We start from the raw sequence: 15,430 nt of genomic DNA, 5'->3' as shown, positions 1-15,430 counted from the left end.
GAATTCTTCGCGCTTCGCGCTCAGAGGTCGAATGGAGGCGGTTCCAGGGCCTCTTTCCGTCGCATTTCGAGGCGGCATTTAATGCACGGATTGGGCCAAACGTGGTCTTCTTCCAATTCTCCTCCGCAGTGCTGGCATTTCCCGCAGTACGGATCTTCGCACATTTCCCCGCAGTTATCGCAGAGGTTTTCGTCTGCCATTTCTGACCCCCTTCTCACGGCTTATCGAATTGTTTAGCAAGGTATCAGAAGGGGTTCCGGACATGCAAATAGGCCCCCTCCTGAGAGGGGGCCTATCGTGTTTGTGCAGGTCAGACGGCGTCGCCCTGCTGTGCCTCTTCCTCGCTTTCCTCGGTCCTTTCGATCCCGCGCCCCTCGTAGAAGGCCCGGAGCTGGTCCAGGGTCCACCTTTCCTTTCCGTCTTCACCGATGATTCCGACCGGGAATCCGTTGTCGGCGCCCTTGTCCCGGCGGGACTTGTGCTTGCTGATGGTGTTGGCCTTGATGGCGTAGCCGCGGGTGGTCAGCTCGTGGGCGATCTCGGCGATCGTGAGGAGCACGGGGGCCGCCAGGGGGTCCTGGTGGGCCTCGGCGCCGCCCTGGCCGGGGATGAGCCGCAGCCTGTCACGCTGGGGTGTCACGCCGGGTGTCACGCTGCCCGGGTGTGTGACACCGCGACCTGCGGTTTCGTCGCTCAGACCCCCCTCAGAGGCCCCGTTCGGGCCCTCGGGGGCGGTGTCACGTGACAGGCCCCGCAGGAGCGCCGGCGCGACCTCCGGGGAGGGCGCGGGCGGGGCCGAGTAGAGGCCCTCGGTGCTGTAGCCGTGCTTCTCGCGCAGCTCGTTGTAGTAGGCCGCCAGGAGCTTGTACGCCTTCTTCTGGTTCTCGTCCTTGGTGAGGGTGTCGTCCCACGGGACGTAGGGCGTCTGAATTCGGGTGACGTCTCCGGTGTCCGTCACGAGGACCATTCGGCCCGCCTTTTTCTGGATAGGCGGCATGGGGAAGCTGGCGCCCATAATCCGCTTCCACTGCTGTTCCCGGTAGCTGCCCAGGATTTTGAAGGGGAAGAGAGGGACGAGGGAGACGTTACCGAATTGCGTGTCCTTGAAGTCCTGGAATACGGCGATGATGTGGACGTTGACCTCACGGCCCAGACGGAGAATGGTTGCCACTCCGTCACGCCAGATCGGGTCACCCGCCGGGGCGCCGCTTTCCTTGATGGCGGTGTAATGCTCCTTCAGGATGTCGGCAAGCTGGTTGCATTCCTCCAGGAACACGTAGAGCGGGGGGAAGTCCGTCCGAATCTTGTGCTTCTTCTCGTAATTCCGAGCGGTGACAACTTCCGCGAGCCATTCCAGGGTTGCGCGCATGTCCTGGGGTGCCTGCGGGTCGCCGTAGAGGTGGATACCCGGAATTCCGATGAGGGGCGTCAGGCTGACCATCTTGGGGTCAAGGCCGATGATGATGCCGCGCTTCATCAGCATCTGCACGGCGAGGAACTGAAGGAATGCGGACTTGCCACCACCGGAGCCGACGGACAGGGCCCAGTGGGCCTGTTCGTCGCTCATCTTCTGGATGATGGGCTGGTTGAAAGTGTCCTGGCCGCAGTAGAAGTCATCCGGGCCGAGGGACGCGAGGATCTCCTGAACCTTGGGGTCCCAGATATCCACGGCGGCCGGGGGCTCGGGCGTGGGGGCCGGCGGCTTGGGCGGCGGCTTGTGGGTGTAGACGGCGGTGAAGTGCTCGCCGGTGAAGGAGTACCGGCCGACCCACTCCCCCGGCAGGCGGGAGTTGAGGAGGTCGGTCACCTGGGCCCGCTCGACGTCGCTGCCCCGGAAGGTCCAGGGCAGGCGCAGGGCGATCCGCGCGTCCGGGGCTGCGAGCGACTCGGGCAGGCGGAGCCAGTTCTCCCGGGCCTCCTCCTCGGGCAGGCCGAGGTCGTCACGGAGGATCACCCACAGGCGGGGGCCGTAGACGGCATCGTCGCCGGGCGGCTTGGGCTGGAAGCGGTGACCGGCGTAGGCGACGGCTCCGAGGGCCAGGACCAGGAGGACGACGGTCCACGTGCGCCAGGCCGGGACCAGGAGGCCGAGGAGGGCGGCCGTCATGGCGACGCGGGCCAGGCCGCGGGCGGCGTACGGCCAGGTGTGCCACAGGCTGACCACGCGGGCGACGGTGGTCACGATGGGGGCCAGGAAGCCGTAGACGGCCCGCAGGACGCCCCACACGGCCTTCAGGAAGCGCCAGACCCGGCCCGCCGTGCGGACGACCCACAGGACGGCACGGACAGCGCGGTCCAGGGCGCGGGCGCCCGTGCCGTTGTAGGTCTCGATCCAGGCCGCCGTGGCGACGGCCCAGGGGCGCGGCTGGCGGCGGACGGGCTTGACCAGGCTCACCTTCGGCGGGGCCAGGGCGATGGACTCCATGGCCACGGCCTCGACCTGCGGGGGCCCGGCGGGGGCCGTGAGCCTGCCCGAGCGCAGGAACGTGGCGTCCGAGCGGGGCTCGCCCCGGAGCTCCCGGCCGCCGTAGAACCGCAGAACGGCCCAGAGGGCCTTCAGGAGCGTCACGACCGCGCCGAACAGGCTCTTGACCAGGCTGAACAGGCCCTGGAAGAAGGCGACGACGGCGTTGTCTGCCTTCTTCCAGTCGGTCTTGGCGGTGCCCTTCTTGCCGTGGCCGTCCGCGAGCATGGCCAGGACGATGACGGTTCCGATGATGGTCAGGTTGCCGCCGGGGATGTGGTCGGCGGCCCAGTTCCACGCCTGGCCGAACAGCTCGGTGACCCGGCTGCCCTGTTCCTGGGTGGCCGGGTCCGGCGGTGCATTGGTGCCAGCCGCGAGGGCGGCCGTCATGCTGGGCATCGAGTTCCCCTCGTACTCGGGGGACCCGGCCCGCCCGGCAGGTGGTCTCTGGCAGGAGTGGGCCTGCCGGGCGGGAGCGAATCCCCTATGGGATGGATCTTGCGTGGTGGGACTGACACGGGGGCCCATCTGAATAGGGCCCCTCATCTGCTAGAGGTGTCGGTTTCGGTCGGCGTGTGACAGTCCGGCCTGGACTTTCTCGCCTGGACCGGACAGGTCCCGGATCAGCCGTTCGGCGTCGTGGTCCAGGTCCAGGGCTCGCCCTCAGCCGCCGCGCGGGCGGCCGAGTCGCCCAGGAGGCGGGCGACCTTGGCGGCCTTGGCCTTGGTGAACCGGTGGCTGGCGACGGTCCGCAGGTGGTCCGCGAGGGTCGCGGCCTCGGCGGCCGGGATGGTCGTCTCGGCCGAGGTGCCGGCCGACTCCAGGAGGCGGGCCAGGGGCTCGCGGACGTCGTAGGGGAGACAGCCGCGGGCGTACCCGGCCAGGTCCCGGACGGCCTTGGCGGTGTGGGTGTCCTGGCCGAAGAAGTCGGCGCCGTGGGTGGTCTGCACGAACGTCATGGCTGGTCTCCCGTCAGAGGTAGAGGCCGTGGGCCCGGTCGTCGCCCTGGTCCTGCTTGGCCTCGCGGACGTAGCGCTTGACCGTGGCGGCGAACTTCGGGTCCTCGGTCCGGTCGAACCGCTCTGCGAGGGAGCGGACGATCGTCTCCGCGTCCGTCATCCCGTCCGCGACGGCGTTGCGGACGGCGGACGCGATGGAGGGGCGGCGGGGGGTCTGCTCGGGCACCCGGTCGTCGTCCTCACGGGCGGCGGCGGGCGGCTCGGGAGTGGGGCGGACGTCCGGGCGGATGGCGGTCACGTTGTCCGGCTCGCTGACCTGTGCGAACTCGGTGTCCGCCGGATATCCGTCCTCATCCTTGCGGATGGTGGGGGCCTGGAACAGCGGGTTTCCGGGGTTGGTGACGTCACGGCGTCGCAGCGTCGTGGCGTCACCTTCGGGGGCGGACGTGAGGGCGGATGCCGTGGACGTCGGCGCGGACACGGCGGCCGGGGCGACGGTCTCGACGGCCGGGGCGGCCGTGGCCATCCAGTCGGAGACCTCGGTACGGGTCTGCTCTGCGGCCAGGAGCTCCAGGGCGGCCCGGTTCTCCGCACGGGCGACCTGGCGGCGGACACCTGCGATGGCAAGCTGGGCGTTCGAGCGGCTGATCTCCGCCTTCACCCACTGCTGGTCCGCCTCGGACAGGTCGCGGTTGATGAACCGCATGATCCCCATCCAGAGCACCTTGGCGAACAGGGAGACGGCGGCGCCGACGACCCCGAGGGCGACGGACCCGACGATCAGGCCGTGCCAGAAGATCGCGCCCATCGTGCAGACCAGGAGGCCCCAGCCGAGCTTCTTGGAGAACGCGCGCTTCTCGGCGTCGTACCGGGCCAGGTACTCCAGGAGGACGTTCACGATCCAGGCGGCGTCGAACACGGCGGCGGCGGCGTAGCCCATGCCCCCGTCCAGGAGCGCGCCGATGGAATACGTGGACCAGACGACGGCCACGGTCGTGAGGACCATGACGACAGCCACGGCGGCCTTGATGGCGCGCTGGTCCCAGTCGGCCGGCATAACGGGCACGCGGATCTCGTAGGGCTCGGTGACGTCGTGGGTGATCCCGTCGCGGGTGTGCTGGACGGTGCGCTCACGCTTCTCGGTCTTGAACTTCACTGCTGATCAGTCCTTTCGGGACCGTAGTGACGCTGCGGCGTCGTGGCGTCGTAGCGTCGTGGCGTCACCACGGGAGGTCAGTGGGAGGCGGCGCAGAGCGCGGGGAGGGTGGCCGGGGTCAGCATCAGAACCACCGCCGCGAACCCGGCACGATCATGTCGCCGTGGCCGTTGCGCATGTGGTCCACGCAGGCCGGGCAGTCCTCGCGCGGGCCGAGGTGCGCGTGCTGGGCGCGGCTGTCGTAGGCGTGAAGCCAGCACTGGCGGCACTCGCCGGGCGGGGGGTTGAGGGCCTTCTCGCTCGCCATCGTCACCACCACTTCGACTCGGCGCGCTTGGCGACCTTGGCGGCGGCGTGCTCGGCCAGGACGGCCGCCTTGCCCTTCTCGGCGGCGGCGATCTCGGCCGTGAGGGCGGCCTCAGCGTTGGCCCAGATGCGGTCGATACCGCGCTCGGCCATCGGGGAGGACTTCAGGCGGGTGGCCTTGGCGAACGCGACTCCGACGTACCCGGCCACCTTGGCCTGGTCCCCGGCGGGCAGGGCCCACAGCTCACGGGCGCGGACGCCCTGGAGCTTGCGCCCGGCGGTCTCGATGATGCGGTCGAACTGGCGGGTGTTGGGCTTCGACATGGCGGTCACCGCTTCCCGGACTTGTTGCCGGACGAATCACGGTTCGTCTGGCCGAGCTTCTTGGACAGTTCCTGGCGCTTGGTGTCGTCCACGGCGATCACCCGGCCAGCGCGAGGGACGCGCGGAGGCGGCGGGCGCCGGCGTGCTTGCGCTTCCAGACAGCGGTCTCGGACCGGCCGAGGCGACGGGCGATGTTGCGGTCCGACAGTCCCTGGGCCTTCAGGCGCCACACGGCGGCCTGGCAGTCGGTCAGCCCCTCGTAGACCAGGGCGTCCGCCTCGGCGGCCGGAGCGGCCGGGAGAGCGCGGGCCGACAGGGCGTCCGTGAAGTCCTCGGGCTTCTCGCTCGCGCTGCGGGGCCGGTACTGGTCCACGGCGGCGCGGAAGGCGATCGAGCGAAGCCAGCCGTAGGCGTGGGCGTCGTCGGCCCGGAGCTGGGAGAGGGAGACAGCGGCGCGAAGCCAGGTCTCCGAAACGACGTCCTCGGCGGCGGCGTGGTCCCGGGTGCGGGTCGCGGCGAAGCCGAGGAGGCGGGCGTTGTAGAGGCGGAACAGCCTGTCCAGGCGGTCCGCCGAAGCCGCAGTGAGCGGCTGTACCTCGATACGATCCACGGAGGATCGCTCCCTTCTGGCAGGTCAGAACGGGTTTCGGTCTCAGGCCCTGGGGCGGCGATGACAGCGCTGACCCAGGGCCGCTTTGCGTTGAAGCCAGGCGGTGCACCAACAAGGTAGACCACTAGCGACACCTAGCGCTACTGGTAGCGCTAGGTGTCTACGTGGACTAGGGTTAGACGTGCACCGCTGCACTTGGGGAAGTGCAGTACGAGACCAGGAAGGGAGGCCAGATGCCCGAGAACACCGGGTATGCCGAAATCGCAGCTCACTACCGTCAGCAGATTCAGGACGGAACGCTTAGGCCGGGCGACACGATGCCGTCGCTGAGGCAGGTCTGCGAGCGCTTCGGGGTAGCACAGACGACCGCCAACCGCGCGTACCGGATGCTCAAGATGGAGGGCCTGACTCTTCCCAAGTCAGGGGTGGGAACGGTCGTCGCGGGTGCCATCAGCAACAACATTGCGGCCCGGGTCCACCTGTACGAAGCCACCGGTAAGGCCCTGGGGGGAGGCGAGACCTCCCACATCCTGGAGGTCGGAACCACGGGCGCGGATGAACTGGTTGCTCCCCGGCTCGACGTATCCCCCGGGACTCCCGTCCACGTACGGCGCCGACTGGTCAGCCGCAGCGGCGTCCCGGTCCACCTCAGCAGCTCGTACTACCCCGCCTACGTGATCGCCGTGACGCCCGAACTCACTGAGCCGGTTTCCACCGGGGGCTCTCGGGAGTTGGCGGCCGAACGCCTCGGGGTTGCTCAGGAACGGGTCCTCGAAGAGGTCACCTCACGGCTCGCCACCGAGCCCGAGAAAGCTGCGCTTGGCCTCACCGCGGGCGACGTCGTCGTGACCCAGGTCGTGCGGACCGTCACCTTGACCGACGGCCGCGTAGTGGAGGTAGCCGTCAAGGTTGCCGGCGGGTCCACCATCCTCAGGTGGTCTACTTCGTTGAACTCCCGAGCGGAAGGCTGATCGTGCCCGAGGACGAGATGGCTCAGGCCGAGACTGCGGCCCTGACACGGCGCTATGAGCAGCACGCCGAGCAGACGAACGACGCCCTGAAGATGATCAAGTCGGACGTCCTCCACCTGCGGCTGGAGGTCGGCGGCGCAACGACCCGGCTAGACGCCGTGGAGCGGTCCGTCAACGAGCTGACCGAGGAGGTTCGGACCGGGAACGCCCGCATCATCGAGTTGCTGTCGAACCTGGTCGGTAAGGACCCCAACACCCCCGGCTGACCAGCCAATATGACCGATCGCCCTGTCCGGTCGTTCACGTAAGCTGACCGAACAACTTCAAGATCAGTGGCCGGTCAACACGAAAACCCGCCCCGGACCCTCTCTGGCGTCGAAACCAGGTGAGGGGTCGAAATCCGGTAAGCGGGTTCGTGTTGGCCTTAGTGGCAGCCCACCTGCGAGTGTAAGGCAGGGGCGGGGAGATTTCTCCTCCCCCTCTCCTGACGATCACTCTGCCGGGTGGGCCGCAGAAAGGCACACGTGGCACCCCAGAAGCCGCAGACACAGGAGTCTGCCGACGTCCCTCCGCAGAAGCGGGGGGGCACCATCTCGAACCTTGACCGGGAAGGCGCTCCGGTCGGCGCCCGGCCCATCGCGGGCCTGAAGGCGGGCTGGTACTTCAACCCCGCCACCCGGATGCTCTTGCACCGTGCGTCCAAGGACTCCCCGGCCCTGCCCGTGGGCGTCGTGCCCGTGGTCCTGGGCCGGATCACCTACCGCATGTCCGACCGGCGGCACACCCGGATCGCCTACCAGATCGAGACCGAGGAAGGGCCCCGGATCGTCTCGGCCGAGGAGGTGCTGGACGGCACCTGGGCTGACCGTGCGGGCCTGCGTCGTCCCGTCACCCCGGACGCCCGGCACGCGTACGCGACCATCTTCGGCGAGGACGTCATGGAGGCCGGGGAGATCCCGGCCCTGCCTGTGAAGGACGCGGACGGCGGGCTGACCCTGCCCGACGCGTACGCCCAGGAGTTCGGCTACCTGCGGGTGAAGGAGCTGGACCAGGAGGCCGCGCGGACGGCGTGGAAGCGCATCATGACCCTGGCCACCTTCGCCCCCCGGACGACGCTGGTCATGTCCGCGATGTTCGCGGGCCCGCTGGTCTCCAGCCTGCACGGCGTCCCGGCGCACATCCTGAACCTGACCGGCGGCGGCCAGATCGGCAAGTCCAGCGTGCAGCAGATCATGTGCGCGCTGATGGGCGACCCCGAGAAGGGCACCACCAAGCTGTTCGGCGCGATGGACTACACGAACCTGTCGCTGCCCGAGATGCTGATCCAGGTCCGCTACCTGCCGCTGTGCCGCGAGGAGACGTCCTCGGCCGCCATGTCGCTGGTCGAGCTGGAGAAGCTGTTCAGCCGCATCGTGGCCGGCGGCCAGCGCGGGCGCCTCGGCAAGGGCAACACCCTGGTCCAGTCGGTAGGCACCTGGCACAGCATCTTCATCACGTCGTCGAACGAGACCCTTCTTCGGCAGGGCCAGGTGGAGTCCCTGGCCTCCCGCCTCCTCCAGCTCGACGGCCCGTTCTTCACCGCCGCCCCGGCGACGGCCGAGGCGTTCGACCTGGCCATGCGCTTCTACGGCTGGCCGCTCGCGTGGGCCAAGGACGCCGGATTCTTCGGCGCGGAGCGGGTGACCGTCTGGCGGGAGCTGCACGCGGAGATCGTGGGCCGTCTGGCGACCGAGGAGGTCCGCAACGCGGGCGGCATCCCGCTGACCCTGGCCCGGATCGTGGGCGCGTGGTGCGTCGGCGCCTACATGCTCGCGGAGCTCCTGGGGATGCCCGAGCTCGGCGCGATGGCCGAGGAGGACGCCCGCCGGGAGCTCCCGCGCATCCTCGGTGAGGCCATCGAGCACCACCTGACCCCGGGACAGATCCTGTGGGAGAAGGTGGCCGGCGCCATCGTCCAGGAGCCCGCCTCCTGGGTGCAGTCCACGATCCTGGCCCCGGACACCTGGGCTGTGCAGGAGTTCAAGCCCCGGCGGGTCCTCGGCTACTTCCACCAGGGCCAGGTGTACGTCTACGTCGCCACGCTGGCCGAGCTGGTGAAGGCGGCCGGTATCGACTCGCCCGTGCCGGGCCTCCAGGAGCTGAAGCGGCGCGGCGTGCTGAAGACGACCGAGAAGACCAAGCTGGCGTCCAAGCACGCCACCAGGGAGCTGCGCGACGCGCTGCCCGGCCGGGCGTACATCTTCGACCCCAAGGCGGCACAGGACGCCTTCGCGGACCGCGAGACGCCGCCGCAGGTGACCCCGGACCAGGCTCCGGTGCCCGGCGACGACTCGGCCACCGTGGCGGCCGAGAACCGGGCCATGGAGGCGTACCGCAACCCCGTCGTCGCTGACCAGACCCCGGCTGATGGCGTCGCAGCGTCGCGGCGTCATGACGTCACCAGCCCCGTGCAGACCCCGCCCCGGCCGACCACGCCGCCCCGGATCGTGTTCCCCGAGGCAGACGAGCGCGTGACGGACCGGTCGTTCGCCTCCCTGGCCGCGCGGGCGACCGGTCGCACCCTGTCCGCGACCCGCTTCGGCGTGCTGGGCAACGGGGTGCTGCACCTGCCCAACTGCGAGCCGGTGAAGGTGCCCGTGCCCTCCTCGGTGGACGACGTGCCCGCCCTGGTGGCCGCGTACGGGCTGAAGACGCTCTGGGTCCACCAGGAGGCCCTGGAGGCCATGGGCCTGCCGACGTTCGAGGAGCGGCGCGAGCTGGGCATGGCCCAGGAGCGCGCGGCCAAGGGCCTGCCCGAGGACCAGAGCGTGAAGCCGCCCGGGGCGATGAACCCCGTGGCGCACCGGTGGGTGATCCCCGGCGACGGCTCGCCCGTGGCCGAGGTGTTCCCGTCTGGGCTCACGGCCTGGATGACGCTGAAGCTGACCGACGACACCGCGCGGGACTCCCGCGTGATCGTGGCCGTGCCCGCCTATGAGCACCGGTTCGACAAGGCCAAGCAGCCCGGCCGGGGAGGCTGGGGCGGGGCCGAGACCCCGGCCGTCCTCCTGGACGCGCTGATGGTCTACCTCCTGTCCACGCTGCACGGCACGCAGGCGGCGCCCAAGGTCGTGCCGTACTACCAGGGGCCGAACCAGACCGGCGAGGACTTCGCCGGCGGGAAGGGCAAGACCGAGTTCCTGTGCCGGGCCGTGCGCGACGCGGCCGTGCCCCCGGCGGCCCAGGGCCTGCGCATGGTGCCGCTGATGGTGCCTCAGCAGTGGCACCGCGAGCCGACCGAGGCCGAGCGGGCGGCCGGGTGGCTGCACCGGTACGACAAGACGGCGGCCTGGCTCGGCGCGTACGGGCCGACCAAGCTCGGCATCGGGGAGCCGACCCACGGCGGCGAGGGCACCGCCTTCAACAAGGGCCTCGCCGGGTACTGGCGGCTGGCCGACGTCCCCGGCACCGGCCTGCCGGGCCTGCCGGAGTTCCAGTTCCGCGAGATGCCCGAGGGCGGCTACTGGCTGCCGACCCCGAGCGTGGAACTCCTGATGGACGTCTACCCGGAGTGGACTCCGAGGGTCCTGGAGTCCTGGCACTGGGAGACCTCCCGCGCGGCCCTGTCCGGCATGTACAAGCTGATGTCCACCAGCCGCAACCGCATCGTGGCCGCCATCGAGGACGGCCGCCCCGGCGCGAAGTGGGCCAAGCAGGTGCACGGCCGGATCTACCAGAGCTTCCGCGGCTACCTCAGCCGCAAGGAGCACAAGACCGACCACGCGACCGGCGGCGACTTCACCAAGGACGTGTACTTCCGGCCCGACTGGGCGCACATGCTGATCGCGCACGCGACCGCCAACCTCTACCGGGGCCTGAAGAAGTTCGCTGAGCAGGACGGCCGCCGCCCCCTGAGCGTCTACGTGGACGCCGCGACCTACGCGAGCAACGAAGGCGACCCGATGGCCGCGCGGCCCGCATCCATGGAGATCGGCACCTCGGGCCGCTCCTGGAGCATCGAGGGGCAGGCCCCGATGACCGAGCTCCTTCAGCTCCTGGACGACCCGGAGCACAAGACCGGCGCCCACGGCGCGCTGGACCGGTACCTGTCCGAGCGGGGGGAGTGACCCATGGCCAAGTGGTGGAAGTTCGGGTTCGGCAAGGGCAAGGACCAGGGCCCCGAGGAGGGTCCCGCACCGGAGCCGACCCCGGCGCCGGCGCCCGCTCCCGAGCCGACCCCGGCCCCGGCCGAGGAGGGCGGGAAGAAGCGCGGCGGTCTGCTCGGGCGGCTGTTCGGCCGGGGGAAGAAGAAGGAGACCCCGGCCGCCCCGCCCGAGGCTCCCTCGGCCCCCTCGGCTCCGTCCCCGCCCTCGGCACCCTCGGCCCCGGCCGAGGAGGAGGGCCCGGCCGAGGCCCCCGGCGAGGAGGGCGAGGAGGGCGGTGCCGGGGGCGGTGAGCGGCCCGAGCGGGTCTACCCCTCGTTCCTCCACGTGGAGGCGGACGGGGACTGGGTGATCTCCGATACCGAGTGGTCGGGCACCATGTCCGGCACCCTGCACGGCTCGGACGTGAAGACGTTCATCGACGCCATGGAGGCCAAGGGCGGGCCGCAGTACGACGTGGCTATCCCGCTGATCGCGGACGCGTACGGCATCCCCGGCGGCCTGATCGACGTCGGGCGGTCCACGATCCACAGCGTGAACTACTGAGCGCTTCTGGCGGCCCCGCACCCGTGTTCTGAGTGCGGGGCCGCTGTCGCGTGCCCTGTCGCGCGGGGGTGTCGCGTGGGGGCCTGTCGCGTGCTGTGAGCTGGGAGAACGGGCCCGAACCCCCGGGCCTCTTCCCGACGCGACAGGGGGCCGTACAGGGCGTTTCATGGCGTCGTGAGGCTGTGGCGTCGTGGCGTCACCACGGGGCGGCCCGGGAACCTCTACGCTGCCGTGCGACACGACCACTGAAGGAGGCGGACCGATGGCACGACGCGTGGCGATCGGCAACAACAAGGGCGGGGCCAAGAAGTCCACGACCGCCGTACGGCTGGCCGAGGCCCTGGCCAAGCGCGGCCGGCGCGTCGGCGTCCTCGACCTGGACCCGCAGGGCAACGCCTCCCGGCGGCTCGGCTGGAAGGACAACCCCGAGGCCCCCGCCCTCACGACGTCCGAGGCGATCGAGGCGAACGCCGAAGGAGTCGCGGCCCAGGTCTGGCAGCCGATCGGCTGGCAGGCCGAGTACGCGGACCGGATCAGCCTCATGCCCGCCCGCTTCACCCTGGAGGACCGGGCGAGCGAGGCCGGGAAGACCGGCGCCTGGCGGCGGCTGGCCAAGGCCCTGAAGGGTGCGGACGACCACCTTGACTACGTGCTCATCGACTGCCCTCCCTCCCTCGGGCACCTGACCCAAATGGGCCTGGCCGCCGCACACTGCGCGCTCGCCAGCACCGAGCCCGAGTACGACTCGGTGGAAGCCGCGGTGCGCTACCGCGACTTCGTGACCAACTCCGGTGACGACCTGGGCAACCCGGAGCTCCGGTTCCTCGGCATCGTCGTGTCCGGGTACGACATGCGCGTCGGCGCGCACGTCGGGCAGCTCGGCGGCGTGCGCCAGATCTTCGGGGACGGCGTGTGGGGCGTGGTGCCCCGGCGGGCCCTCATCGCCAACGCCGACGAGTACGCCCAGCCGCTGTCCGAGGTCTCCGACTCGCACGAGGTGCGGGCCGTCTTCGAGCTCCTGGCCGAGCGGTTCGAGAAGGAGGTGCCGGCCGCGTGAACCCTCCCAAGGAGCGGAACATCCCGTCCGGCACGTCGCCGCTCGGCGGGCCGACCCTGACGCCCAAGGTCGGGCCGCTGAAGGTCGGCGGCCGGATGGGCGAGGAGGACCAGGCCGAGGGCCAGGAGCACGTCCAGGACCAAGGACAGGAGGGAGCGCCTTCGGCGCCCGTTCCTTCCAGGCCGGGAAGGTCGCGGGGTGGCCGGCGCCCGGCCCCGGCAGTGAAGGACGCCGTGGCGCACACGGTGCGGCTGGACCCGGAGGAGGCCACCGACGTGGACCTGTTCGTCCTCGGCCTGCGCGACGACGCCCGGCGGACCCGGCTGGACAAGGCCGAGGTCTACCGGGAGCTGGTCCGCCTCGCCCGTGAGGACGACGGGGTACGGCGCAAGCTCCTGCGCCGCCTGAAGCCGTAGCGCGGCCGTCTCAACCCCCGCGAATTCCGCACCGAATTCCCCTTCCGGAACGCCGGGAGGGGAATTCCTTTTGCCCGGACGCCCTCACGGAACGTGACCGGTAGTCGTACCGGCCCGGGGGGCACCGCAGGCCCCGTGCCCCCCGGGAAGGCCCTGCCCCCGCCCGTGCCCCCCATCCGTGCCCCCGTGCCCCCCGAGGCCGGGGGGCACGGCCTTCCCGGGGGGCACGGGATACACCCCCCTGACCTGCGGAAACACCCCCCGTGCCCCCCGTGCCCCCCGTTTCCTCTGTGGGGCCGGCCGCCGCCTGACGGGTGCGGTCCGCCGCCGCTGACGGAGCGCGGTGTCCGGTCGGCCCGTCGGACTCCTCCGGGCTCCGCGACCGGGCCCGCCCGCCGTCCGGCTCCCGGGTCCCGCGCCCGGCCCGCATCCCGCCCCGGCTCCCGGCCGGGTCACCGCTCCCGGCCCGGTTGGCGGGTGTGCCCCGGTCCGCGCGTGTGTCACGGTCCGAGTGTGCGTCCCGGTCCGCGGTGGTGCCACGGTCCACGGCCGTGGCCCGGTCCGTGGCACCGGTCCGGCGCGCGCCCCGGCTCCCGGCGGCACCGCCGGCGTTCTCGCGACCCTCGTCCTCCGGCAGATCCGGCATCGCCACATCACCCCAGTCCGTGCCTCCCCACCTTCCCCCGGTCAGGTGGTTCGACGCCAGCGCGGAGCGGGAGGCGGCGCGGTTACTGTTGTGCCCATGCGTCTCCACGTCGTCGACCACCCTCTGGTCGCTCACAAGCTCACCACGCTGCGCGACCAGCGCACCGACTCCGCGACCTTCCGGCGTCTCGCCGACGAACTGGTCACCCTGCTCGCCTACGAGGCCACCCGCGACGTGCGCACCGAGCAGGTCGATCTCACCACGCCCGTCGCCCGGACCACCGGCGTCAAACTCTCCCACCCGCGCCCGCTGGTGGTGCCGATCCTGCGCGCCGGTCTCGGCATGCTGGAGGGCATGGTCCGGCTGCTGCCGACGGCCGAGGTGGGCTTCATGGGCATGATCCGCAACGAGGAGACGCTCCAGGCCTCCACCTACGCCACCCGGATGCCGGAGGACCTCTCCGGCCGTCAGGTGTACGTCCTGGACCCGATGCTGGCCACCGGCGGCACGCTGGTCGCGGCGATCCAGGAGCTGATCAAGCGCGGCGCCGACGACGTGACGGCGGTCGTGCTGCTGGCCGCGCCGGAGGGTGTCGAGCTGATGGAGCGGGAACTGGCGGGCACGCCGGTGACGGTGGTGACGGCGTCGGTCGACGAGCGCCTGAACGAGCAGGGCTACATCGTGCCGGGCCTCGGCGACGCGGGCGACCGCATGTACGGGGCGGCCGAGTAGCCCCCTCCGTGCCGCAGGCGCCCGTGGTGTTCTGAGCGGTCCTGCCCGGGGCCGCCGGCCTCCGGGCCCCGCGGCACCTCCGGGCGGGCGGGCCTCTGAACGCCCCGACCTCTCCGAGCCCTACGAGCCGGAGCCACCCTCCGTGCGGCCGCACCGTCCGTGCCGTCCGCACCGTCCGTGCCCCGTGCCGTCCGTACCGTCCATGTCGTGCGCACCACCGGCTCCGCTCGGCGGTTCAGCCGTTCCCCGGTTCGGCGGTCCCGGGGCACGGGGGCACGGGGGCACGGGGCTTCCACGGGCCGGTGGTTCAGCAGTCCTTGCGCGCCGTGGCGGGCGTCGGCGCGGGCGCGGTCAGTGCGGTCAGCGTCCGCTCGGCGTCCGCCTTCGCCGTCAGGGCGCGGAAGCCGTCACCGATGATGAGGTCGAGGGTGGCGCCCTTGCGGCCGGCCTCGGTGCGCGGTTCGGCGCCGCCGATCTGGGCGGCGAGCACCGGCAGCGAACTGTCCGCGGCCGAGGCGGGCCCCAGCAGGATCGCGGTGCCCTTCACCTTCTTGTCGTACTTCGCGTCCGCGTTGCCGATGTCGCCGATGCGGAAGCCGCGCTTCTCCAGTGCGTCGGCGGTCTGCTTGGCCAGGCCCGCGCGCGTGGTGGCGTTGAGCACGTTGACCGTGATGCGGCGCGGCTCGGTCAGGGCCTTCACAGGGCTGGGGGACGGGCTGGGCCGGCCGGCACAGCCGGACGAGGCCCCGGCCGCGCTGGCGCTGTCGCCGCCGCCCCCGGAGAAGACGTCGATGAGCTGCAGGGTGCCCCATCCCGCCGTACCGAGGACGACGAGGGAGGCGGCGGCCGCGAGGACGCGCCTGGCGCGTCGTCGGGGGCGACGCATTCGCGGGTATTTGTCCCCCGTGATCCGGTACTGGCCGCCCATGCCGGGGGGAGTCAGCATGCTCATGAGCGCAGCGTAGTGCGGCGCGGCGGCGATGCCTACTAGATGATCATTCGACACTGCGGTCCAACCCGAAAGGGCCAATCCGTGACCGGGAGCGGCGGGGGAGCGGGCGGTGGCCGCGGGCGTGGAAGCCGCCGCCGGGCGCGACGCGC

At 71.1% G+C, this 15,430-nt stretch carries 15 protein-coding genes; 8 read left to right on the top strand and 7 right to left on the bottom strand.

The genetic code is table 11. From position 1 onward, the window contains the following. On the top strand, positions 1-206 hold a 206-nt coding region (locus ACFYWL_RS30750), incomplete at its 5' end, for a hypothetical protein (RefSeq protein WP_386980194.1). A gap of 104 nt (positions 207-310) precedes the next feature. Here the strand turns inward: ACFYWL_RS30750 and ACFYWL_RS30745 are convergent. The 6 genes from ACFYWL_RS30745 to ACFYWL_RS30720 all read right to left on the bottom strand — a co-directional run bounded on the left by ACFYWL_RS30745 (position 311) and on the right by ACFYWL_RS30720 (position 5,819). After that, positions 311-2,863 (bottom strand): hypothetical protein, encoded by a 2,553-nt coding sequence (locus tag ACFYWL_RS30745; protein ID WP_386980191.1) that lies wholly within the window; start codon positions 2,861-2,863, stop codon positions 311-313. Positions 2,864-3,087: 224 nt separating this feature from the next. After that, the gene (locus ACFYWL_RS30740) at positions 3,088-3,423 is read right to left on the bottom strand and encodes a hypothetical protein (protein WP_386980188.1); all 336 of its coding nucleotides are present in this window, start codon (positions 3,421-3,423) and stop codon (positions 3,088-3,090) included. A 13-nt stretch (positions 3,424-3,436) separates the two neighbouring features. Continuing rightward, positions 3,437-4,579 carry a hypothetical protein gene (locus ACFYWL_RS30735; RefSeq protein WP_386980185.1) on the bottom strand — a complete coding sequence of 381 codons (1,143 nt, stop codon included), beginning with the start codon at positions 4,577-4,579 and terminating at the stop codon, positions 3,437-3,439. Positions 4,580-4,703: 124 nt separating this feature from the next. After that, on the bottom strand, positions 4,704-4,886 hold the full coding sequence (locus ACFYWL_RS30730; RefSeq protein ID WP_386980182.1) for a hypothetical protein: 183 nt from the start codon (positions 4,884-4,886) through the stop codon (positions 4,704-4,706). Between the two features lie 2 nt (positions 4,887-4,888). Next, complete coding sequence (locus ACFYWL_RS30725; protein ID WP_386980179.1) at positions 4,889-5,209, bottom strand: hypothetical protein; 321 nt, start codon at positions 5,207-5,209, stop codon at positions 4,889-4,891. A 97-nt stretch (positions 5,210-5,306) separates the two neighbouring features. After that, positions 5,307-5,819, bottom strand: coding sequence for an RNA polymerase sigma factor (locus tag ACFYWL_RS30720; RefSeq protein WP_386980176.1), 513 nt, complete (start codon positions 5,817-5,819; stop codon positions 5,307-5,309). A gap of 233 nt (positions 5,820-6,052) precedes the next feature. Between ACFYWL_RS30720 and ACFYWL_RS30715 the strand changes: the two genes are divergently transcribed. From ACFYWL_RS30715 to upp, 7 genes are all read left to right on the top strand, one after another. Then, positions 6,053-6,790, top strand: a complete 738-nt coding sequence (locus tag ACFYWL_RS30715) for a GntR family transcriptional regulator (protein ID WP_386980174.1) — start codon at positions 6,053-6,055, stop codon at positions 6,788-6,790. Beyond that, positions 6,754-7,056, top strand: a complete 303-nt coding sequence (locus ACFYWL_RS30710; protein ID WP_386980171.1) for a hypothetical protein — start codon at positions 6,754-6,756, stop codon at positions 7,054-7,056. The genes ACFYWL_RS30715 and ACFYWL_RS30710 overlap by 37 nt, the downstream gene beginning before the upstream one ends. A gap of 414 nt (positions 7,057-7,470) precedes the next feature. Continuing rightward, positions 7,471-10,896 carry a hypothetical protein gene (locus tag ACFYWL_RS30705; RefSeq protein ID WP_386980168.1) on the top strand — a complete coding sequence of 1,142 codons (3,426 nt, stop codon included), beginning with the start codon at positions 7,471-7,473 and terminating at the stop codon, positions 10,894-10,896. Between the two features lie 3 nt (positions 10,897-10,899). Further along, entirely contained in the window at positions 10,900-11,478 is a 579-nt protein-coding gene (locus ACFYWL_RS30700; protein ID WP_386980166.1) for a hypothetical protein, read from the top strand. A gap of 262 nt (positions 11,479-11,740) precedes the next feature. Beyond that, complete coding sequence (locus ACFYWL_RS30695; protein WP_386980163.1) at positions 11,741-12,535, top strand: ParA family protein; 795 nt, start codon at positions 11,741-11,743, stop codon at positions 12,533-12,535. Then, positions 12,532-12,951 carry a hypothetical protein gene (locus tag ACFYWL_RS30690; RefSeq protein ID WP_386980161.1) on the top strand — a complete coding sequence of 140 codons (420 nt, stop codon included), beginning with the start codon at positions 12,532-12,534 and terminating at the stop codon, positions 12,949-12,951. Before ACFYWL_RS30695 ends, ACFYWL_RS30690 begins: the two co-directional genes overlap by 4 nt. A 742-nt stretch (positions 12,952-13,693) precedes the next feature. Then, on the top strand, positions 13,694-14,329 hold the full coding sequence (gene upp, locus ACFYWL_RS30685; RefSeq protein ID WP_386980158.1) for a uracil phosphoribosyltransferase: 636 nt from the start codon (positions 13,694-13,696) through the stop codon (positions 14,327-14,329). Between the two features lie 307 nt (positions 14,330-14,636). Here the strand turns inward: upp and ACFYWL_RS30680 are convergent. Beyond that, on the bottom strand, positions 14,637-15,430 hold a 794-nt coding region (locus ACFYWL_RS30680; protein ID WP_386980155.1), incomplete at its 5' end, for a LytR C-terminal domain-containing protein.

It is taken from the genome of Micromonospora sp. NPDC002575 (assembly GCF_042889525.1).
Lineage (GTDB): Bacteria > Actinomycetota > Actinomycetes > Mycobacteriales > Micromonosporaceae > Micromonospora > Micromonospora carbonacea.
This window is presented reverse-complemented; position numbering and strand designations above follow the sequence as displayed.

What these genes read in the sequence shown, in the direction of transcription:
- ACFYWL_RS30725 (WP_386980179.1), bottom strand. Translation starts at nt 5,209, where the DNA reads ATGTCGAAGCCCAACACCCGCCAGTTCGACCGCATCATCGAGACCGCC.
- upp (WP_386980158.1), top strand. Translation starts at nt 13,694, where the DNA reads ATGCGTCTCCACGTCGTCGACCACCCTCTGGTCGCTCACAAGCTCACC.
- ACFYWL_RS30700 (WP_386980166.1), top strand. Translation starts at nt 10,900, where the DNA reads ATGGCCAAGTGGTGGAAGTTCGGGTTCGGCAAGGGCAAGGACCAGGGC.
- ACFYWL_RS30740 (WP_386980188.1), bottom strand. Translation starts at nt 3,423, where the DNA reads ATGACGTTCGTGCAGACCACCCACGGCGCCGACTTCTTCGGCCAGGAC.
- ACFYWL_RS30715 (WP_386980174.1), top strand. Translation starts at nt 6,053, where the DNA reads ATGCCCGAGAACACCGGGTATGCCGAAATCGCAGCTCACTACCGTCAG.
- ACFYWL_RS30745 (WP_386980191.1), bottom strand. Translation starts at nt 2,863, where the DNA reads ATGCCCAGCATGACGGCCGCCCTCGCGGCTGGCACCAATGCACCGCCG.
- ACFYWL_RS30705 (WP_386980168.1), top strand. Translation starts at nt 7,471, where the DNA reads ATGCTCTTGCACCGTGCGTCCAAGGACTCCCCGGCCCTGCCCGTGGGC.
- ACFYWL_RS30695 (WP_386980163.1), top strand. Translation starts at nt 11,741, where the DNA reads ATGGCACGACGCGTGGCGATCGGCAACAACAAGGGCGGGGCCAAGAAG.
- ACFYWL_RS30730 (WP_386980182.1), bottom strand. Translation starts at nt 4,886, where the DNA reads ATGGCGAGCGAGAAGGCCCTCAACCCCCCGCCCGGCGAGTGCCGCCAG.